Raw genomic sequence first — 18,502 nt, 5'->3', positions numbered from 1 at the left:
CCCCTCTCAGACATATCTCAGTCGACCAGGACAAACTGTACGGATGCGGATATTGGTGGTCGACGACGATCGAGCGGTGCGTGAGTCGCTGCGCAGGTCGCTGACGTTCAACGGGTACACCGTGGACCTGGCGGTCGACGGTCTCGACGCGCTCGAGCAGGTTGCGGCGGCGCGGCCCGATGCCCTGGTGCTCGACGTGATGATGCCTCGGCTCGACGGTCTCGAGGTGTGTCGTCGATTGCGCAGTGTCGGCGACGACCTGCCGATTCTCGTGTTGACGGCACGGGACTCGGTGTCCGAGCGCGTCGCCGGCCTCGATGCCGGTGCCGACGACTACCTGCCCAAGCCGTTCGCGCTCGAGGAGCTGTTGGCTCGACTGCGGGCACTGCTTCGGCGTACCGCGATGGAAGCGGGCATCGACTCGGAGACCATGACGTTCGCGGACCTGTCGTTGGACCCGGTCACCCGTGAGGTCTCGCGCGCCGAACGCTCGATCAGCCTCACCCGGACCGAGTTCTCGTTGCTCGAGATGCTGATGACCAATCCGCGACGGGTGCTCACCAGGAGTCGCATCCTCGAGGAAGTGTGGGGTTACGACTTCCCGACGTCGGGCAACGCCCTCGAGGTGTACGTCGGTTACCTGCGGCGCAAGACCGAGGCGGAGGGGGAGTCGCGGCTGATCCACACCGTTCGCGGTGTGGGTTACGTCCTGCGCGAGACGCCTCCGTGATGGTCGCTTCGTTCGGGCGCAAGTCGACCGACGGTGTCGGCTCCTCGCCGACGGGGATGCGACCACCGATGCCCCTGACACGGTCGGTGTCGCTGCGGTGGCGGGTGACGTTGCTCGCGGCCTCCGTCGTCGCAATTGCGGTGGCTGTCATGGCCATTGCCGCATACACGGTTGTCTCGCGGGCGCTGTACGGCGATGTGGACACTCAATTGCGTTCTCGTGCATCGGCTTTGGCGGAGTCGACTCTGGTGTCCTACGACCCGCGTTTCGTTGCCGGTGCCACGTTGTACAGCACCGATGTGAGTGTGGCGCTGATCTACCCGGACATGTCCAGCTACAACCCGCCCGGGCCCAAGGTGCCGATCGGCGACGCCGAACTCGCTGTCGTGAGCGGACAACAGGAATCGTCTCTGCGCACACTCGACGATCAACGGGTGCTCGCACTACGCACCAAGGATGGCAGCACTCTCGTCGTCGCACAAAGACTGCTGCCGACCGGGCAAGTACTCGACCGTCTGGCATGGGTGCTGTTGATCGTCGGTGCGTGCGGAGTGGTGCTGGCCGCTGGAGCTGGTATGGCCGTGGGACGCACCGGTTTACGCCCGATCGCCCGGTTGACGGCTGCCGCCGAACGAGTGGCGCGCACCGACGACCTGACACCGATTCCGGTGACCGGTGACGACGAGTTGGCGCGTCTGACAGAGAGTTTCAACACGATGCTCCGCGCGCTCGCCGAATCTCGAGGCAGGCAGAGCAGATTGGTCGCCGACGCCGGCCACGAACTGCGGACGCCGTTGACCTCGCTGCGGACCAACATGGAGTTGCTGATCGCGGCCGGACGCCCCGGAGCCCCGTCCATCCCGGACGAGGACATGGCCGAGCTCCGAACCGACGTGGTGGCGCAGATCCAGGAATTGTCCACCCTGGTGGGTGATCTGGTCGATCTGGCGCGCGAGGATGCGCCGGAGACGGTGTTCGAGCGAGTCGACCTGGCCGATGCCGTCGAACGCAGTCTCGAGCGAGCACGCCGCCGTCGCAACGAAATCGACTTCGATGCGACGCTGATGCCGTGGTTCGTCTACGGCGATCAAGCAGGACTGTCGAGGGCCGTACTGAACGTGCTCGACAATGCGGCGAAGTGGAGCCCGAGCGGCGGTGAGGTGCGAATCGCCATGCGGCAGATCGGCGATGGTCTGCTCGAGTTGACGGTGGACGACGCAGGACCGGGTATTCCCGAGGAAGATCGCGAGTTGGTGTTCGAGCGCTTCTACCGCTCCACGGCATCACGCTCCATGCCCGGAAGTGGCCTGGGCCTTGCCATCGTGCGACAGGTGGTCGTCAAGCACGGCGGCACCATCGGGGTCGAGGTGTCCGAGCGCGGCGGTGCCCTCATTCGAATCGTGTTGCCCGGTGAGGGTGCTCCCGATCCCACGACACTCTCGGCAAACTGATAGCCGGATCTCAGCGACCTCTCAGTACCGCCCTGCACAGTGAGTAGCAAGAAGGCGGGCGGACCTCTACGACGAGGTCTCTACTGAAGGAAGCAACAACGATGAGCGACGACCGTAACGAATCCGAACAGACCGGACAGGGTGCCGGTGGCGAGCAGCATCCGGCGGACCGGGCTTCGCGCGGCGACGAGCAGAGCTACCCCACCCAGCAGCACCCGCCTCAGCAGGTAAACCCCCAGCATGCCAACCCCCAGCAGGTAAACCCCCAGCACGCCGGCACACAACCCCCGCAGCAGGGTTATCCGCAGCAGTACGCCGGCTACGGACAGAACCCCTACCAGCCCGGCTACGGGCCGTACGGTCAACAGAGCGACCCACGGACCGCCCAGCACACCCACGCCCAGCCGCAACACGTTGCACCGCAATCCAACTCTGCGCCTGCCGCGGTGAAGACTCGCTCGGGTCGTTCTGCGCTGGTGGCCGGTGCCATCGCCCTCGTACTGGTCGGCGGCGGAATCGGCGGCGCAGTCGGTGCCATCGCGACCAACAACGCCAACGGCGGCGGGGGAGTGACCAACTCGTTGAACTCCACCGTCACCGCCGCAGAGCCGGCCGCCAACTTCCCCGACGGTTCCGTCCAGGCCGTCGCGAACAAGGTCCTGCCGAGTGTGGTGCAGATCCAGGTGACGGGTTCGCAGGAGGAAGGCGAGGGGTCGGGCGTCATTCTCAGCAGTGACGGCTTGATCCTCACCAACAACCATGTCGCGACGGGTGCAGGTGCCAACGGCAAACTCACCGTCGCGTTCTCCGACGGATCGGTGGCCGACGCGACGATCGTCGGTGCCGACTCGGTCTCGGATATGGCCGTCATCAAGGCCGAGGGCAAGTCGAACCTGACGCCGATCGAGCTGGGTTCGTCGTCGAACCTCGAAGTGGGTCAGCAGGTCGTCGCGATCGGCTCTCCGCTCGGCCTCGCGGGAACGGTCACCACGGGCATCGTGTCCTCGCTGAATCGGCCGGTGTCCACCTCGGGGGAGTCCGGCAACCAGAACTCGGTGATCGACGCCATCCAGACCGACGCTGCGATCAACCCGGGTAATTCCGGCGGCGCGCTCGTCAACACCGACGGACAGCTGATCGGCATCAACACTGCGATCGCCACGATCGGCGGCAGCCAGGGATCCGGAGCCCAGAGCGGATCCATCGGGCTCGGGTTCGCGATCCCGGTGGATCAGGCCAAGCGCATCGCTGACGAGTTGACCACCACAGGTAAGGCCACTCAGGCGATGATCGGGGTGCAGGTGCCGTCGCAGGACGACGCCAACGGCGCAACCGTCGTCGAGGTCACCGAGGGTGGCCCCGCCGCATCGGCGGGCATCCCGACGGGTGCCGTGATCACCAAGCTCGACGACCGCGTCATCTCGAGCGGTGACGCGTTGATCGCCGCGGTGCGCTCGCACGCTCCGGGAGACTCCGTCACCGTCACCTACAGCGAGGGCGGCAGCGAGAAGACGGCGACGGTGACGCTCGGTACCGCGGAGCCCGCCCCGGCCCAGACTCAGACGCAACAGCAAGAACAGCAACTGCCCTTCCAGGTTCCGTCGTTCCCGGGCGGTCGCTGATGTTACGAGAACCAGGCAGGCACGGAACGGTTGCAACGATTTACGCACAGCGTGAGCCGGGTGGAGGCCTTACTACTACGGTGAGCGGTATGGAACTCGACGCACCACTGGCAGGGCGCGCGTTGGTCGTCATCGTGGACGACCGAACAGCGCACAGCACCGAGAAGGACTCGAAGGGCCCGCTCGTCACGGAACTGCTGACCGAGGCAGGATTCCTCGTCGACGGTGTCGTCGCGGTGACGGCAGACGAGGTGGATGTGCGGAATGCACTCAACACCGCGGTGATCGGCGGTGTCGACCTGGTGGTCTCCATCGGTGGCACGGGTGTCTCGCCGCGCGATGTCACTCCCGACGTCACCGCTGAGGTGCTCGACCGCGAGATTCCGGGTATCAGCGAGGCACTGCGCTCGTCGGGACTGGCAGCCGGTTCGCTGGACGCCGGTCTGTCCCGTGGACTGGTCGGTGTGTCCGGAAGCACGCTGGTGGTCAATCTGGCCTCGTCGCGGGCTGCGATTCGCGACGGAATGGCGACGCTGACGCCGCTGGCGAGTCAGGTCATCGCCGAGCTGTCCGGATTGGACGCATAGCGATAGCGATGAGCGAAAAGCCGAACGACGATCGATCGGCCGAAGACGACGCGAGCCGGGCCCGAGCAGAACGGGCCCGGCTCGCTCGTATCTTCGGTGAAGTTCTGCCGGAGACGACCGGAGACGAGCGAAGCGACGGTGCGGGTGCCGAATCCGGCGGCCCGTCCTCGGACGAATGGTTGAAGCAACAGCGACCACCTCATTACTTCTGATGTGATCCACAACACATTTTACGGTCCGGAATCACAGACTTGTTAGTCACTCGTTTACCTGTCGTTAGCGGCCGAGCGGGGCGTCGACTCCGTGTGCGGGGATGATTTTCGCCCGTTTCGATTGCTCGCAAGTACGACGATTTGCCCGTATCGGTCAGGCTCAGATCACCGTCGGCCCATATCAGGGCAGTTTTACTCAGAGATCCCGTGTGTAACGGTTTGGCGTCATCGAGAGATGGTGTGACGCGGGTTACCATCAATTCGGGTGTGAAAGTTGTTCACGCCGCCGAAACACATCACGCGACAGCAACATTCCGCTCGCAACCGTAGGGATTGTCACGATCAGGCATCTCCTCTAATGTTCCCCTCAGCTTCCGACAACGAGGGCGTGGGACCGACCGGTACCGCGCCCTCAACCACGGGACTGCAGGATCGAGGATGTGGCCTTCACGGCTCCATCCGGCTCGGGCTCGTACGCATCGTTGCGTCCGATCTAGTTCGAGGGTGAAAGCCACAAGCTTCCCCGTGCGACACCGCACTGGGACTGAACATGATGAGGAATAAATGACGGAGATCCAGAAGTCGCGGCGCAGCCGGGGACTCAAGTCCATGAGCGTTGCAGTTGCTGCCGGCGCTTCGGTAGTCGGCCTGGTGCTCGGTACCGGAACCGCTTCCGCCGCTGTCGATAGCTCCAAGTCGATCGTTGACGCCGACGGAAACACCGTGGTGTTGACACTGTCCGACTCCTTCGTCAGCGGCGTTGCGCCTCTCGATGGAAACCCGCTGACTCGCGAATGGTTCTACGACGGCCGCGCGACTTTCGATGTTCAGGGACCGACAGCCGATGACTTCGAGGGCACCCTCACCGCTGGCCTGCAGATCGGCTACCCGCTGAGCCTCGACGGTGGCGTGTCCATCGAGTGGGCTTCGCCTTCCGCGAACCTCGGCATCAGCAGCGGCAACGAGTCCACTGTTGGCTTCGAGGGCGAGCTGGGAGACTTGCTCCCGGGTGCCGATGGCGAGCTTCCTGACTTCGGTTCTTTGCCCATCGCGAGCGAGGCCACCTCGGGCAGCGGACTCGACGTCGGCGTCCAGCTGATCCCGCAGGCAACTGCGACCATCGATCTCGCTCCCGGCGGCGGCGTCGTTCAGTCCGAGAGTGCAATCGCCACCTTCAACGAAGAGGCGAACATCTCCAAGACCGAGGGTGACGCAGCAGGGGCACAGGGCTCCATCCAGCTCGCTGGCGTCCACGGCACCGCAACGGGCATCCTGGGCAACGTCACGGTCCGTCCGTACGTCACCCTGCTCAGCGCCAAGGGTGACTCGATCACCACCTACGGCCCGGCAACTCGCCTCAACTGATCTCGTTCGGTTGATTCTGGTTCGCTAGTTCCTCCGGTTCAGGCCCGCACGGATACTCCGTGCGGGCCTGAACTATGTTCGAGACAAGCATATTTCGACGCTACGGAAAGGCTCAGAAGTAGTGATGCATCGCAAAGCCCGGCTCACAGTGTTCGCAGCAGGAGCCGTTGCAGCTCTCGGATTGGTCACCGGCTGCAGTAGCAGTGACGAGGCTGCCACCGGTCAGAACACCGATGCATGCAACACTTTCGCTGCCGACCACAATACGTTTGTCGGCCTGGTGACCGCGGGACCGGGATCGGCAGCCAACATCGAGAAGTGGACGGCTGACAAGCAGGCTGCCGTCGACGCGTTGAAGTCGGTGCCCGGAACGGCTTCCGGTGATGTTGCGTCCGCATCCACCACGTTCGTGGAAGCCCTACCCGACGACACCCTCGAACTGTCGGAGACCGACAGCGCATCCGGCAAGGCGTTCGTCGACAATGGCGCAGCCGTGAAGTCGGCGTGCGAGGCCGACGGCACGACGATCACCCTCGACGCGTTGCCACTTACCACCTTCACCAACTGATCGCGTGCCGGCCCGCTTGGCCTGTCCCATCACCGCCCCACCAACGAATGAATGCGCCATTCACGCAATCAGATTGCGTCACTGGCGCATTCATTCGTGAAGCAGACCGGCGTCAGTCCTTGGAATGTTTGCCGAGGTCCGGGGCTGCGTCCATGGCCTCGCCGCTACCGCCGGTGGTGTCGGCCGCGGTCGACAGTTTCTGTCCCGCTGCGGTTCCTCCCGCGAGGATGTCGCGAATCTGCACCAACACGTCGACGTCGCTCAGTTCCTTCTCCGGCTGGCTCACGAAGCGCTTCTTCGCCGTGTTCACCGGGAGGATCAGCACGAAGTAGACGACCGCCGCGATGATGACGAAGTTGATGATCGCGGTGATGACGGCACCGACGTTGACGAACGATTCCGGCGACGACGTGATCTGAAACCCGAACCCGTATTCGTTGCTGCCACCGAGGGCAGCGACAAGGGGGTTGATGACGTTCGTCGTGAATGCGGTGACGATTGCGGTGAATGCTGCGCCGACGACGACGGCGACTGCGAGGTCCACCACGTTGCCGCGGAGTAGAAAGTCCTTGAAGCCCTTCAGCATGAGCCCTTCTCCCAACGTTCGGTTTGTTCTGTCTCGAAAGACGTTAGTGCAGGGTGACCGTGAGCGCGCTGACCAAAGAGGCTGCCGCGACCGTCGTCGCGTCGTTCGTCGGTAGGGCCAGCAAGACGACTCGGTCTCGCTGCCGATTGCCACCGGCGTCGGCGGAGACGAGCACAACCATCGCTCCCGACGCCAGCACCCGTGCCGCGGGCACCGCATTCGGGTCGTCCTGAGACTCGACCGTCAACACGTCGACGCGATCACCTTCACGTAGCAGGTCGGTCACCGCAGCGTCGGCGAGATGCACCGGTACGACGCGTGCCTCGGTCCCCAGCGTCGTCGTGGCGGTCCGAGATCCGAGCAGTCGCACGTCGGTGAGCAGTTCGCCCGCTCGGACCGGCCCGGTGAGGGTCTGGCCGTCCACGGCTTCGGATTCGACGAGTGCGCCCTCGGGGACGTTCGCCCCGTCCCACTCAGCGACGGCGATATCGGCCTGCGTCAGTACGGTGCCGGGTGTCAGGTCGCGTCCGGCCGTGATCACCCGCACTCGGTCGTCGCCGGCGGCGTCGTCGAGGAACAGCACCAGTGCAACCGCGACCAGAACCCCGGCCGCGATCCGCCTGAATTTCGTGGATCCGACCCATGCCGGACGCAGGGTGATGCGATCGAGCAGCGTCGAGTCGAGTCGATTCTTGCCGGCAGCCATGGCGCAAACGGTATCGCTGCCCGAGCCGGAACAGGCACCGAAAAGGCCGGGCTGTGGATAACGGCCCGGCCTGTGGATGAAGCGGAAAACTACTGGCTGGCAGCAGCTTTCGTGGTCGAAGACGAAGAGGAACTGCTCGACGACGACGAATCCGAAGATTTCTTCTCGGCGGGCTTCGAGTCGGTCTTGCTGTCCGATTTCGTGGCTGCCGCATCGGACTTCTTCTCGCCTGCGCCCTCGCTGGAGGTGCTGGAGCCGCCGCGGCTGTCGGTGCGGTAGAAGCCGCTGCCCTTGAAGACGATGCCGACGGAGTTGAACAGCTTGCGAAGCTTGCCCGAGCACGCGGGGCACACCGTCAGTGTGTCGTCGGTGAAGGACTGAACGATGTCGAAGCGGTTGTCGCACTCGGTGCATGCGTATGAGTAAGTGGGCATCGTGTTTCCTCCGCGCTGGTCACCGAGGAAATTCGCCGCTCTGCTGGCCGAGGCCGAACACCGCCGGTGTCTTGTCTGTTCGTCGAAACTGTCGAAACTGGGGAGAGCATTAGCACTCTACAGTCAGGAGTGCCAACGAATCGAATCCTAGCGTTATTCCGTACTCAAGCGTACGAGCCCGCCGGCGGTGAGCACGTGTGTCACCGGTCTGTCGTGCGGCTCCGCAGGTAGGCGATCGACCACTTCGCTCTCGCGCACCACCGCGACCAGCATCGCGTCGGGTCTGCACAGGTCGAGAGTTCGATCGTAGAAGCCTGCGCCTCGGCCCAGCCTGTTTCCGTTCCGGTCCACGGCCAGCGCCGGAACGAGAACCAGAGTGCACTCCGACACCGCGTCGGGATCGAGCGTCGGTCCCGACGGTTCCAACAACCCGAACGGTGCCGTCACCAACGACTCACGCCCGGCGTATCGAACCCAGCGCAACAGCCCCGGCTCGTGCGCACTCGGAAGCAGAACGACCGACCCGGCCGCGGCCATCGCGTCGAGCATCTCGATCGAACCCGGCTCCCGGCCGACCGGAACGTACGCGGCGACGACGGGGTGTTCGGCAGCCAATTCGCCGAGGACGTGACAGAGTGCAGAGGACTCCATTGCGCGTTGCGCACCGTCGAGCAGTCGGCGTTCGGCGAGAACATACTTTCGCCATCGATCCTTGGGCGTGTTCTCCGTGAATTCGGGAACGGTCACAACGATTCGTCCTCCCTTCGTGTGCAGTCGTTCAACGATATGCACTCGGGGGTAAAACGCAGCACACGGCGAGCAGATCACCAGAAACCATGGATAGGGTGAGCACCATGACAGAAGCCGTTACAGCGACGACCGCCGCCACGCCCGTGCATTTCCGCACGGCCATCGTTCCCGCAGCGGGCATGGGTACCCGGTTCCTGCCGGCCACGAAAACCGTTCCGAAGGAACTGCTTCCGGTGGTCGACACTCCCGGTATCGAGCTCGTCGCAGGCGAGGCCGCAGATTCCGGCGCGCAGCGACTCGTGATCGTCACGTCCCCCGGCAAGGACGGCGTCGTCGCCCACTTCGTCGAGGATCTCGTCCTCGAGAACAAGCTCGAGGCCAGCGGCAAGCTCGAGATGCTCGAGAAGGTGCGGGTCGCCCCCGGTCTGCTCGACGTCCAGTCGGTCATTCAGCACGAGCCGCTCGGACTCGGGCATGCCGTCGCCTGTGCCGAGGAAGTCCTCGACGACGACGAGGATTCCGTCGCCGTTCTGCTTCCCGACGATCTGGTGATGCCCCGCGGTGTGCTCGACGTCATGGCCCGCGTGCGCGCCAAGCGCGGTGGCTCGGTGTTGTGCGCCATCGAAGTTCCCGACGACAAGGTCTCCTCCTACGGCGTCTTCTCCGTCGAGATCGTGCCCGACGCGGTCAACCCGAACGTCCTCAAGGTCACCGGAATGGTCGAAAAGCCCAAGCAGGAGGACGCCCCGTCCAACCTGGCCGCGGCGGGCCGCTACCTGCTCGACCGTGCGATCTTCGACGCTCTGCGACGGATAAAGCCCGGTGCCGGCGGCGAGCTGCAGCTCACCGACGCCATCGCGTTGCTCATCGAAGAAGGCCATCCCGTGCACGTGGTGGTGCACCGCGGATCGAGACACGACCTCGGAAATCCCGGGGGATACCTGCGCGCTGCGGTTGACTTTGCTCTACAACGTGACGACTACGGCCCAGCCCTGCGCGAATGGCTGAACGAACGCTTGAGCGACAGCTGGGCACCGGAACTGACCACGTACGAATAGCATCGCGGGTCGATGCCATAGAGGAAGGGCCAGATGCGCTCGGTCGAAGATCAGCAGACCCGGGTGACCGCCGCGGCGGTGGCTCCACGGCCTGTTCGGGTCGCCATCTCGGAAGCACAGGGCCTGCTGTGTGCAGAAGAAGTGGTAACCGAGCGTCCCCTTCCCGGTTTCGACCAGGCAGCGATCGACGGCTACGCGGTACGGAGCGTCGATGTGGCCGCCGCGGGCACCGACCTGCGCAACGAGGACGACGAACGCATCGATCTGACGCTTCCCGTCGTCGGCGAGGTGTCCGCCGGTTCGCGTCAACCCATCCGGTTGCAACCGCGTCAGGCAGTGCGAGTCGACACAGGCGCGCCGCTGCCGACACTGGCCGACGCGGTGTTGCCCCTGGACAGAACCGATAGCGGTCGGGCCCGCGTCAAGGTGTTCCGTCCGGTGCGCTCGGGCGACTACGTCCGAAAGATCGGCGACGACGTGCAGCCCGGTGACGTGGCGGTTCGCGCAGGCACGATCATCGGCGCAGCTCAGGTCGGTCTGCTCGCTGCCGTCGGGCGCGACAAGGTGCTGGTGCATCCGCGGCCGCGGCTCTCGGTCATCTCCGTGGGCGGCGAATTGGTCGACACCGATCGGACCCCGGGGCCCGGTCAGGTGTACGACGTCAACTCCTACGCTCTGGCCGCCGCGGCGCGCGACGCCGGAGCCGACGTCAACCGCGTCGGGATCGTCAGCACCGATCCCAAGCGACTGCGCGAGGTGGTCGAGGGTCAGCTGATTCGATCCGAGATCGTGGTCATCGCCGGAGCGGTGGGCGGCGGTGCATCGGACGGTGTGCGTGAGGCGCTCGGCGAACTCGGCGACATGGAAGTGGAGCGAGTTGCCATGCACCCCGGATCCGTCCAGGGCTTCGGTCAACTCGGACGCGACGAGGTACCCACCTTTCTGTTGCCGGCCAACCCCGTCAGCGCGCTCGTGGTGTTCGAGGTCATGGTGCGTCCGCTGATTCGCATCGCTCTGGGTCGACGGCAGCCGATGCGTCGGACCGTCACCGCACGAACCGTCGCGCCGATCACCTCGATCGAGGACCGTAAGGGATTTCTCCGCGGCCAGCTCATGCGCGACGAGGGAACCGGTGAATACCTGGTTCAGGCGCTCGGCGGTGCACCCGGATCGTCCTCGCACCTGCTCGCGACACTCGCCGAGGCGAACTGCCTGGTCGTCATCGATCCCGAGGTCACCGAAATCCGAACCGGCGAAGAAGTGAAGGTCTCGTTCCTCGCTCAACGAGGCTGACGCCAGTGGTGCGGTCGAGTGCCGCCTGGGCACTTAAGCGCACCACTGGGCGGAGCGCATACGATCGACGGATGCCGCGAACGTGGTCGAGCCACCCAGGTTGGCCGGCGAAATTGGGTCCAGTGAGAGTGGCCGGCGGAACCGTCACGGTGCGGCCGGTGCGGATGCGCGACGCGGCCGCCTGGAGTCGGATTCGCACCGCGGATCGCGCCCACCTCGAACCCTGGGAGCCCAGCGGGGAAGGCAGCTGGAACTCACGGCATCACATCTCCTCGTGGCCGAGCCTGTGCTCGGGGCTCAAATCCGAAGCGCGCAAGGGACACATGCTGCCGCTGGTCATCGAGGTCGACGGCGAATTCTGTGGCCAGATCACCACCGGCAACATCGTGCGGGGCGCACTTCGATCGGCCTGGATCGGGTACTGGGTGTCCAAGGAAGTCAACGGCAAGGGCGTGGCGACCGCGGCTCTGGCGCTCGGGCTCGATCACTGCTTCGGTCCCGTCGGACTCCATCGCGTCGAAGCGACGGTGCGACCGGAGAACCTTGCCAGCCAGGCGGTGCTGCGCAATGTCGGTTTCCGCGAAGAAGGACTGCTCTACAAGTACCTCGACGTCGACGGCGAATGGCGCGATCACAAGCTCGTCGCGATCACCTCGGGTGAGGTGCAGGGAACCGTCGTCGATCGGTTGGTTCGCGCGGGTCGGGCTGCGTGGGCCTGATTCCCGCTGCTGCGGCACGGGCACTCGTGTTGTCAAAGTGACAGGAGTGTAATTCGGGTCGGCGCGTCTGCATCGTTCTCGTACCTCCTCCGCATAGCCTGAGGACGTCTTTCACTGTCGCCGTCGCCCAAGGGAGGAGAACAACGCCGATGCCGAACTCGATCATCTGGATCGGTCTCGTTGCCGTCTGGCTCTTCGTTCTTCTGCCCATGCTGATGACCAAGCGTCCGCAGATCATGCAGACCACGGACGCTGCGCTCGCCACGCGCGTGCTGCATCGGGGTGGCACGAAGCGAAAGCAGCGCGGCCCCGCGACCGGGCACCGCAGTGATCCCGACTGGCGACCGGAGGACGACCTGCGAGTCTCCGCGCCGGCCCGCGAGATCTTCGGTCCCACGATTGCGACTGTTCGTCCAGACTCACCCGATCTACCCGGTACCGCGGAGGACCCGATGGACACTCACGCAGCAGACAGCGACCTCGATCGCGAGGCACCGGACACGGATGCACCGCGTGGAAGCTCGCCCGCGCACGAACCCGGTGTCGTCGACGACGATTTCGTCCCTCGCCGACGCGGTCGCGGCGGCTTCGATCCCGAGGCCGACGCGATCGCCCGGGCCGCGCGATACGCATTTCGGCAGCGCGCAGTGCTGGGGCTGGTGTTCGCGGCGATCACCACCGCCGCCCTGGCCTTCATCATCTCCCCGACGGTCTGGTGGCTGTGTGGACTGTCCGTCGCCGTCCTCGTCGGTTACCTGTACTACTTGCGTCGTCAGGTGCAGATCGAGGAAGAGGTACGCCGCCGTCGGCTCACCCGGATGGGCCGATCCCGTCTGGGCGTGGAATCGGAAACCGACGACGAGCTCGAGCTCGTCCCGCAACGATTGCGTCGCCCCGGCGCGGTGGTACTCGAGATCGATGACGAGGATCCCGAATTCGAGCATCTCGATCACTACGAGGAGCCGTTCCAGGCACGTCGTGACGAGGACCGGGACATGCGCAGAGCCCAGGGCGCGTAGCTACCGCCCGGAGCGGCTTTGCTAGAGTTACCCAGCCGGTCGGCATGACGGCAAAGGGGCTGTGGCGCAGTTGGTAGCGCGTCTCGTTCGCATCGAGAAGGTCAGGGGTTCGATTCCCCTCAGCTCCACCGTTACGAAAACCGTCACTCATTGCGAGTGGCGGTTTTTTGTTGTCCGGCAACGGCGGAGCGAATGTGACCGCCAAGTGAATTCTGAATGCATTTGGATCGACCGAACTAGGTGGTCGGTTCGGGATTCGATTCTCGAAGTCGCGACCCGATAAACCCCGATTGCAGAATTGCCACGCGAAACCTGCGATTCGATTGCTTGGGGCGGCGCGACTCGACTTCGGGAATCTTTCAGGGCGGTGAGCTGCGGATATGCAATTCGGACAGCTTTAGGCAATTACCGGAACATGTGGTAGGTTCGAAGACGTTGCTGTGCAGAATTGGATTGTCGATATTTGTCAGGGGATCGAAATGAACACTCTGAGCGTGGTAATTCCGGTGCTCGACGAGGTCGATCATCTGGGCGAATGCTTGACGTTGCTACTCGATCAGGGCGACGATATCGACCGCATCGTCGTCGTGGACAACGGGTCGACCGACGGCACGCTCGAGCTGGTGAACGACATTCGCGCGATGACGAACAAGGTCGTGTTGGTGCACGAGCCCAATCGCGGCGTTGTCCATGCTCGCAATACCGGATTCGACCTGGTCGACTCGTCGATCATCGGTCGAATCGACGCCGATACCCGTGTTCGACCCGGGTGGGCGCGCTCGGTCGTCGATTTCTTCGACGAGCACGCCACCGTCGCTGCCACGGGTGGCCGGACGTTCCTGTACGAATCACCCTGGGCTCGACCTCTGGCGTGGATGCACTCGCGCGCCGAACGGCGTGAGCCGTCGGTGCGCTCGGCCCTGGCGGTATCGGGCAACAACTTCGCGATCCGCGCATCCGCCTGGCGCACGGTTCGCGGTGCGGTCAGTGAACGAACCTGCGTCCACGAAGACATCGACCTGTGCCTGTGCCTGGCCGCCGAGCATCTGCCTGTCGCCCAGAACGGGTGGATGAAGGCCGCAGTGTCCGGTAGGCGCGCGACGACATCGCCGGTGAAATACGTCCACTACGCGTTGGCGGGGTATCGCTCGTACCAGGCGCACGGTCTCGCATCGCGCAAACTCGGTCGCATCGTGACCATGGATTGGCTGATGCACACACTGCGGTGGCCGATCTCGCGACTGTTCGCAGCAGTGCCGTGCCGTGCTCTACCGGTCGACGATCGTGCCGAGTCCGACGAACGGATGCGAGCCGCCGCGTGACGGCCGACTCGCGTATCCGCGGTTGGATGCGCAACCCGTCGGACGTCCGCTGGGCACTGTTTCAGATGCGTCAGGCAACCATCGTCTCGTTGGCGAACGTGCCGTTGCTACCTGCGGTGCTGCGCGCATCCGTTCTGCGGCCTGCGGGGCTGCGGACAACCGGTCCGTGCCTGATGTACGGCGGTTCCATGATTCAGGGACGCGCATCGGTTCGGATGGGCACCGGTGTGTTCGTGAACTTCGGCTGCTACTTCGACACCGTCGCCGACATCGTGATCGGTGATCACGTCTTCATCGCGGATCACGTTCGCATCCTCACCAGTACTCACGAGACCGGGCCGTCGCATCATCGAGCAGGCGCATTGCGAGGAGAGTCGGTGGTGATCGGTCCAGGAGCGTGGATCGGGTCCGGCGTGGTCGTCATGCCGGGCGTGCACATCGGTGCCGGATGCATCATCGGGGCGAACTCGCTGGTGACGCAAGATTGTGAACCGGACGGTGTGTACGTCGGGTCTCCGGCGCGCCGTCGCCGAGAGTTGAACGACCTTCCCGCAGCGGAGCAGTGGATCGGGGACAACGCCGATTTTCGTGATCGGGAGGCAATGCAGAGATTGATACTTCTTCCGAATTCTGAATTCTGATTCATAAAGTCCGAATAATTCGACGGGTTCTTTTCTTGAAGTAATGATGTAGCATCGTGAACGTCCGCGGCTCGAAATCGAATGCGTTCACCGTGTAAGGGTGTCGAGCTACACGATTGCCAAAAATGTGTCGGGGGTTGGCGTTGTGAATACTCTCTCCATTGTTGTGCCTGCGTTCGACGAGTCGGCTCACATGCGCGAATGCCTGGATGCATTGCTCGTTCAGCGCGAACGCATTCACGAAATCATTGTCGTCGACAACAATTCGACCGACGACACCGCAGTCATCGTCGAAGAATACGCGCGGCGATTTCCGCAGGTGATTCTGCTGAGGGAGTCCGAGCGTGGCGTCGTGCACGCACGCAACGCCGGTTTCGATCACGCCTGCGGATCGATCATCGGCCGCATCGACGCCGATACCCGAGTCGAGGCCGGCTGGGTCGACTCGGTACTCGACTTCTTCGATCGGCGACTCGACTATGTCGCAGTCACCGGGCCGATCTACCTCTACGACTCCCCGTGGGCGCGACCGTACCGGGCGTTCGTCGACCGTTCCGTGCGAAACAGGCCCTCCGAGCGGTGGGTTTCTGCCGCATCGGGCAACAATTTCGCTGTCCGCAGATCCGCGTGGGAAGCCGTTCGCGGTCGCACGAGCCTGCGTACCGACCTGCACGAGGACATCGATCTGTCGCTGTGTCTGAACAAGGTCGGTCTGCGGATCGCGGAGATCGAGCCCATGCGCGTGAAGGTGTCCGGGCGTCGGCTACTGACTCCGCCGCTCGAATACCGGCACTACGTCCAGAGCTCGTATCGCACATGGGCCCATCATGGGCTGGCCGGTGGTTGGTTGCGCAGATTGCTGATCTCGGACCTGGTTCTGCACACGGCGCATTGGCCACTGACACGAATTCTGTCCTCGTGCGAATCTCGGATTCTCCCGGTCTCGCATTCCTGAGCGGGCGATACATCCATGCGCGATCTGTCAGGTATTCGCGACGAGAGTTATGCTGCCGCGGCGCGCGGAAAATGAATTCGTAGACAATTCATCCGTTTGTCGCAAGGGAATGCAAGGCCACGGAAACGGGTCTTTCGAGGGATCGACGGTCCGTACCGGTTTTCGTGTTTCGGGTATTCGACAGGTGCAGGCACGGGTCGAGTTACCGGTGCTGAAATCGAGTGTGCACGACAGGACGTACGACGAGGTAGGGCAGTCGGGGCGCTCCGACGCCACCTCGTGATCTCGGGAGGAGGAACCGTCGGCGACAGCTGTTGCGGCGATCGAAACGGGTGCGAAGTATGGTTGATCGATTGACGATCCACCTACCAGTCGCGCCGGTAGATTGACGGGCGATATTGTGAACGGGCCGGTTCCGAGCACAGGATCTGCCCCTGCAACTTCTCTACGGAGTGTGAATGTCGTTCGAGATCGTCGACCTCGCTGAAACGTGGGTCGCGGGTCTTCCCGTTCGCAGCCCCAAACGGGCGCTGGGACGCCTCAACGACCCGGCACTCGATCAAGCGTGGTCCGCAGTTCTCAATCAGGAGACCTCCGGTCCGCTCGCTTCCATTTACACCGACTTCGCCCCCGGTATCGGCTCTTACAATACGCAGGTAGTCGGTTATCTGTGTTCTTCGCTCGGTCAAGTCGCGCGCGGACATCTGGTTGCGAAAGTGCCCGCGGCGAAATATGCGCGTTTTTCTGCGGTGGGGTATTTCCCCGAGGTTCTCACCCGATTGTGGACTCAGATCGATCATGCCGAAGAGCAGGGCGATATCGTGCGATCGTTCACCGGCGATTACGAGTGCTATCCGCACGCGTACAAGATCGACCTCTATCTGGCGATCACTACGCCCGGCGGTTCGTGATGACCTTCCGCGTCACGGCACGCAGCGCAGAGCTGTTCAGTGGGTTGGTGGCTCCGCGCGTGGAGCCCGGCGCGGAATCGAGTGGCAGCGAGTGGATGCGATTCCTACGAGATCGGGTGCGCGAGAAGCATATCGACGCAACCCAGGTGAGCACGGTGTACGTCCCGGATCCGCACGGCACCGTCAATGCCGTGGTCGCCGTCTCGGTGGACTCGCCCGGGGACGTCGCCGTCGGGGATGTGTTCGTCTCGGTACCGACCGGCGTGTTCGCAGTGTTCGTGCCCAGCGGCGCTCTGGCGGATCCGATCGAGGACGTGTGGGCTCAGGTCGACGAGTGCGTTATGTCCGGATCGATATTTCGCGCCTACAAAGAGGAAGTCGAAGTCGTTACGAATGCTGGAGAAGTGGAACTTTTCATTTCAATCGTTTTGTAAACGAGCCGTTCTTCATGCAATTGTCACTTTCGAATCACAAAGTCGCCACCGAACCGGTTACTATAGGCGAGCGCTGACAGTCCGATATGGCGAAGTGAATTCCAGTTCACCTCGATCGGCCGACGGATGGCCAGCGCGTACAGAGCGTCGATGTCATTGCAAGGTCGACAGAGCAGGGGTGTTCCAACATGGTGCGACAACTCAGGGCAGAAGCAACACGAGCGGCCGCACTGCGCGCTGCAGCAGATCTCTTCCTCGAGGTGGGGCATGCGAATGCCACGCTGAGTCAGGTGTCAGCGCAGTCCGGTGTGACCAAGGGTGCGTTGTACTTCCATTTCGCGTCCAAGGAAGAACTGGCGCGTGCGATCGTCGACGAGGGACATGATCGCGTGTCCACCGCGTGCGCCGGCCTGGTCGACAGTCGTAGCCCGGCTCTCGAGTCCGTCATCGGAATCTCGTATTCGGTACTCGAGCTCGCCGCATCGGATCCCCTGGTGCGCGTCATGTACCGGTTGCAGATGGAGATCGACGGATCCGACACCGCCCGCGGCAGTGTGTTCGGTACCTGGGGAAACATCTTCGAGCATCTCTTCGAGCGGGCAATCGAGCACGGGGACGTCGCCGACCATCTGGATGCAGGCAACGCGGCGCTGCTGGTGTGCGAGATGCTCGCCGGAGTTCTGATGGTGTCCGAGGCGCAGTCCCGTCTGGAGGATGCCCCCTCGCGCATGGAGAAGGTCTGGAACACAGTCCTTCCGTCCCTCGTGCCCGCTGACAAACTTGCCTACTTCCGCGAATTCGCGGCGCGGAGTCTGTCCAGTTTCGTGCGCGAGAGCATCACGTCGGCATCTGTCACAGTCTGAGAAATTCCGTGATCTCTGGGTGCTTGCCGCGCACCCGGTTGCCGGGCACACTGTGTGACATGGAACACACTGTGCACCGGCCGCGGATGTCGGACAACGAGCTCCGGAAAGCGATCGGCACCCTGCAGCACCGTGCGGACGACGCACGTAAACAGGGTGCCGACGACGATGCTGCGCGAATCGAGCGCACTATCGCCGACTACCGAGACGAGATGTCGCAAAGATTGTGACAACCCTCCCGGTCGTCACCGCGTAGGGTCGAAATCGAACTGACAC

General features: G+C 63.7%; 22 protein-coding genes and 1 tRNA gene. 19 read left to right on the top strand and 4 right to left on the bottom strand.

Annotated features, from left to right (window positions below; translation table 11 throughout):
* Nucleotides 1-43 precede the first annotated feature (43 nt).
* From QM615_RS06675 to QM615_RS06645, 7 genes are all read left to right on the top strand, one after another.
* Nucleotides 44-730, top strand: a complete 687-nt coding sequence (locus QM615_RS06675; protein ID WP_032395747.1) for a response regulator transcription factor — start codon at nt 44-46, stop codon at nt 728-730.
* Nucleotides 730-2,181 carry a HAMP domain-containing sensor histidine kinase gene (locus tag QM615_RS06670; protein ID WP_149405599.1) on the top strand — a complete coding sequence of 484 codons (1,452 nt, stop codon included), beginning with the start codon at nt 730-732 and terminating at the stop codon, nt 2,179-2,181. Before QM615_RS06675 ends, QM615_RS06670 begins: the two co-directional genes overlap by 1 nt.
* 101 nt (nt 2,182-2,282) lie before the next feature.
* Nucleotides 2,283-3,803 carry a S1C family serine protease gene (locus QM615_RS06665; protein ID WP_283347126.1) on the top strand — a complete coding sequence of 507 codons (1,521 nt, stop codon included), beginning with the start codon at nt 2,283-2,285 and terminating at the stop codon, nt 3,801-3,803.
* Nucleotides 3,804-3,892: 89 nt separating this feature from the next.
* A complete protein-coding gene (locus tag QM615_RS06660; RefSeq protein ID WP_037191958.1) occupies nt 3,893-4,390 on the top strand; it encodes a MogA/MoaB family molybdenum cofactor biosynthesis protein in 498 nt (165 codons plus the stop codon).
* Nucleotides 4,391-4,398: 8 nt separating this feature from the next.
* Nucleotides 4,399-4,602, top strand: coding sequence for a hypothetical protein (locus QM615_RS06655; protein ID WP_283347125.1), 204 nt, complete (start codon nt 4,399-4,401; stop codon nt 4,600-4,602).
* 564 nt (nt 4,603-5,166) lie between these two features.
* Nucleotides 5,167-5,967, top strand: coding sequence for an MspA family porin (locus tag QM615_RS06650; protein ID WP_283347124.1), 801 nt, complete (start codon nt 5,167-5,169; stop codon nt 5,965-5,967).
* 124 nt (nt 5,968-6,091) lie between these two features.
* Entirely contained in the window at nt 6,092-6,535 is a 444-nt protein-coding gene (locus QM615_RS06645) for a hypothetical protein (protein WP_269594634.1), read from the top strand.
* 112 nt (nt 6,536-6,647) lie between these two features.
* Here QM615_RS06645 and mscL read toward each other — a convergent pair whose 3' ends face one another.
* From mscL to QM615_RS06625, 4 genes are all read right to left on the bottom strand, one after another.
* Nucleotides 6,648-7,121: a large conductance mechanosensitive channel protein MscL gene (mscL, locus tag QM615_RS06640; protein ID WP_037191966.1), complete on the bottom strand. Its 474-nt coding sequence runs from the start codon at nt 7,119-7,121 to the stop codon at nt 6,648-6,650.
* A gap of 43 nt (nt 7,122-7,164) precedes the next feature.
* Nucleotides 7,165-7,827, bottom strand: coding sequence for an SAF domain-containing protein (locus QM615_RS06635; RefSeq protein WP_269594635.1), 663 nt, complete (start codon nt 7,825-7,827; stop codon nt 7,165-7,167).
* Nucleotides 7,828-7,916: 89 nt separating this feature from the next.
* A complete protein-coding gene (locus QM615_RS06630) occupies nt 7,917-8,261 on the bottom strand; it encodes an FmdB family zinc ribbon protein (protein ID WP_094639550.1) in 345 nt (114 codons plus the stop codon).
* A 153-nt stretch (nt 8,262-8,414) separates the two neighbouring features.
* A complete protein-coding gene (locus QM615_RS06625; protein ID WP_283347123.1) occupies nt 8,415-9,008 on the bottom strand; it encodes a 5-formyltetrahydrofolate cyclo-ligase in 594 nt (197 codons plus the stop codon).
* A gap of 107 nt (nt 9,009-9,115) precedes the next feature.
* Between QM615_RS06625 and QM615_RS06620 the strand changes: the two genes are divergently transcribed.
* The 12 genes from QM615_RS06620 to QM615_RS06565 all read left to right on the top strand — a co-directional run bounded on the left by QM615_RS06620 (nt 9,116) and on the right by QM615_RS06565 (nt 18,456).
* Entirely contained in the window at nt 9,116-10,069 is a 954-nt protein-coding gene (locus QM615_RS06620) for a UTP--glucose-1-phosphate uridylyltransferase (RefSeq protein ID WP_037192236.1), read from the top strand.
* Between the two features lie 33 nt (nt 10,070-10,102).
* Nucleotides 10,103-11,362, top strand: coding sequence for a molybdotransferase-like divisome protein Glp (gene glp / locus QM615_RS06615; protein ID WP_032395737.1), 1,260 nt, complete (start codon nt 10,103-10,105; stop codon nt 11,360-11,362).
* Between the two features lie 71 nt (nt 11,363-11,433).
* Nucleotides 11,434-12,081, top strand: coding sequence for a GNAT family N-acetyltransferase (locus tag QM615_RS06610; protein ID WP_037191969.1), 648 nt, complete (start codon nt 11,434-11,436; stop codon nt 12,079-12,081).
* A gap of 149 nt (nt 12,082-12,230) precedes the next feature.
* Nucleotides 12,231-13,100 carry a divisome protein SepX/GlpR gene (gene sepX / locus QM615_RS06605; RefSeq protein ID WP_269594637.1) on the top strand — a complete coding sequence of 290 codons (870 nt, stop codon included), beginning with the start codon at nt 12,231-12,233 and terminating at the stop codon, nt 13,098-13,100.
* 55 nt (nt 13,101-13,155) lie between these two features.
* Nucleotides 13,156-13,228: transfer RNA gene (locus QM615_RS06600), tRNA-Ala, on the top strand.
* Between the two features lie 351 nt (nt 13,229-13,579).
* Nucleotides 13,580-14,422, top strand: coding sequence for a glycosyltransferase family 2 protein (locus tag QM615_RS06595; RefSeq protein ID WP_269594638.1), 843 nt, complete (start codon nt 13,580-13,582; stop codon nt 14,420-14,422).
* A complete protein-coding gene (locus tag QM615_RS06590) occupies nt 14,419-15,063 on the top strand; it encodes an acyltransferase (RefSeq protein WP_269594639.1) in 645 nt (214 codons plus the stop codon). Before QM615_RS06595 ends, QM615_RS06590 begins: the two co-directional genes overlap by 4 nt.
* Nucleotides 15,064-15,208: 145 nt before the next feature.
* Nucleotides 15,209-16,018, top strand: a complete 810-nt coding sequence (locus QM615_RS06585) for a glycosyltransferase family 2 protein (RefSeq protein WP_269594640.1) — start codon at nt 15,209-15,211, stop codon at nt 16,016-16,018.
* 458 nt (nt 16,019-16,476) lie between these two features.
* Nucleotides 16,477-16,929, top strand: coding sequence for a GyrI-like domain-containing protein (locus QM615_RS06580; RefSeq protein WP_269594641.1), 453 nt, complete (start codon nt 16,477-16,479; stop codon nt 16,927-16,929).
* Nucleotides 16,929-17,363 carry an effector binding domain-containing protein gene (locus QM615_RS06575; RefSeq protein WP_269594642.1) on the top strand — a complete coding sequence of 145 codons (435 nt, stop codon included), beginning with the start codon at nt 16,929-16,931 and terminating at the stop codon, nt 17,361-17,363. The genes QM615_RS06580 and QM615_RS06575 overlap by 1 nt, the downstream gene beginning before the upstream one ends.
* 188 nt (nt 17,364-17,551) lie before the next feature.
* The gene (locus QM615_RS06570; protein ID WP_068049771.1) at nt 17,552-18,226 is read left to right on the top strand and encodes a ScbR family autoregulator-binding transcription factor; all 675 of its coding nucleotides are present in this window, start codon (nt 17,552-17,554) and stop codon (nt 18,224-18,226) included.
* A gap of 59 nt (nt 18,227-18,285) precedes the next feature.
* Nucleotides 18,286-18,456 (top strand): hypothetical protein, encoded by a 171-nt coding sequence (locus QM615_RS06565; RefSeq protein WP_188078543.1) that lies wholly within the window; start codon nt 18,286-18,288, stop codon nt 18,454-18,456.
* Nucleotides 18,457-18,502 lie beyond the last annotated feature (46 nt).

This window comes from Rhodococcus sp. IEGM 1341 (genome assembly GCF_030056895.1).
Lineage (GTDB): Bacteria > Actinomycetota > Actinomycetes > Mycobacteriales > Mycobacteriaceae > Rhodococcoides.
This window is presented reverse-complemented; position numbering and strand designations above follow the sequence as displayed.

Coding starts and splice junctions, on each gene's coding strand:
- sepX (WP_269594637.1), top strand. CDS start 12,231: ATGCCGAACTCGATCATCTGGATCGGTCTCGTTGCCGTCTGGCTCTTC.
- QM615_RS06565 (WP_188078543.1), top strand. CDS start 18,286: ATGGAACACACTGTGCACCGGCCGCGGATGTCGGACAACGAGCTCCGG.
- glp (WP_032395737.1), top strand. CDS start 10,103: ATGCGCTCGGTCGAAGATCAGCAGACCCGGGTGACCGCCGCGGCGGTG.
- QM615_RS06650 (WP_283347124.1), top strand. CDS start 5,167: ATGACGGAGATCCAGAAGTCGCGGCGCAGCCGGGGACTCAAGTCCATG.
- QM615_RS06595 (WP_269594638.1), top strand. CDS start 13,580: ATGAACACTCTGAGCGTGGTAATTCCGGTGCTCGACGAGGTCGATCAT.
- QM615_RS06675 (WP_032395747.1), top strand. CDS start 44: ATGCGGATATTGGTGGTCGACGACGATCGAGCGGTGCGTGAGTCGCTG.
- QM615_RS06655 (WP_283347125.1), top strand. CDS start 4,399: ATGAGCGAAAAGCCGAACGACGATCGATCGGCCGAAGACGACGCGAGC.
- QM615_RS06620 (WP_037192236.1), top strand. CDS start 9,116: ATGACAGAAGCCGTTACAGCGACGACCGCCGCCACGCCCGTGCATTTC.
- QM615_RS06660 (WP_037191958.1), top strand. CDS start 3,893: ATGGAACTCGACGCACCACTGGCAGGGCGCGCGTTGGTCGTCATCGTG.
- QM615_RS06570 (WP_068049771.1), top strand. CDS start 17,552: ATGGTGCGACAACTCAGGGCAGAAGCAACACGAGCGGCCGCACTGCGC.
- QM615_RS06645 (WP_269594634.1), top strand. CDS start 6,092: ATGCATCGCAAAGCCCGGCTCACAGTGTTCGCAGCAGGAGCCGTTGCA.
- QM615_RS06630 (WP_094639550.1), bottom strand. CDS start 8,261: ATGCCCACTTACTCATACGCATGCACCGAGTGCGACAACCGCTTCGAC.
- QM615_RS06635 (WP_269594635.1), bottom strand. CDS start 7,827: ATGGCTGCCGGCAAGAATCGACTCGACTCGACGCTGCTCGATCGCATC.
- mscL (WP_037191966.1), bottom strand. CDS start 7,121: ATGCTGAAGGGCTTCAAGGACTTTCTACTCCGCGGCAACGTGGTGGAC.
- QM615_RS06665 (WP_283347126.1), top strand. CDS start 2,283: ATGAGCGACGACCGTAACGAATCCGAACAGACCGGACAGGGTGCCGGT.
- QM615_RS06575 (WP_269594642.1), top strand. CDS start 16,929: ATGACCTTCCGCGTCACGGCACGCAGCGCAGAGCTGTTCAGTGGGTTG.
- QM615_RS06580 (WP_269594641.1), top strand. CDS start 16,477: ATGTCGTTCGAGATCGTCGACCTCGCTGAAACGTGGGTCGCGGGTCTT.
- QM615_RS06670 (WP_149405599.1), top strand. CDS start 730: ATGGTCGCTTCGTTCGGGCGCAAGTCGACCGACGGTGTCGGCTCCTCG.
- QM615_RS06610 (WP_037191969.1), top strand. CDS start 11,434: ATGCCGCGAACGTGGTCGAGCCACCCAGGTTGGCCGGCGAAATTGGGT.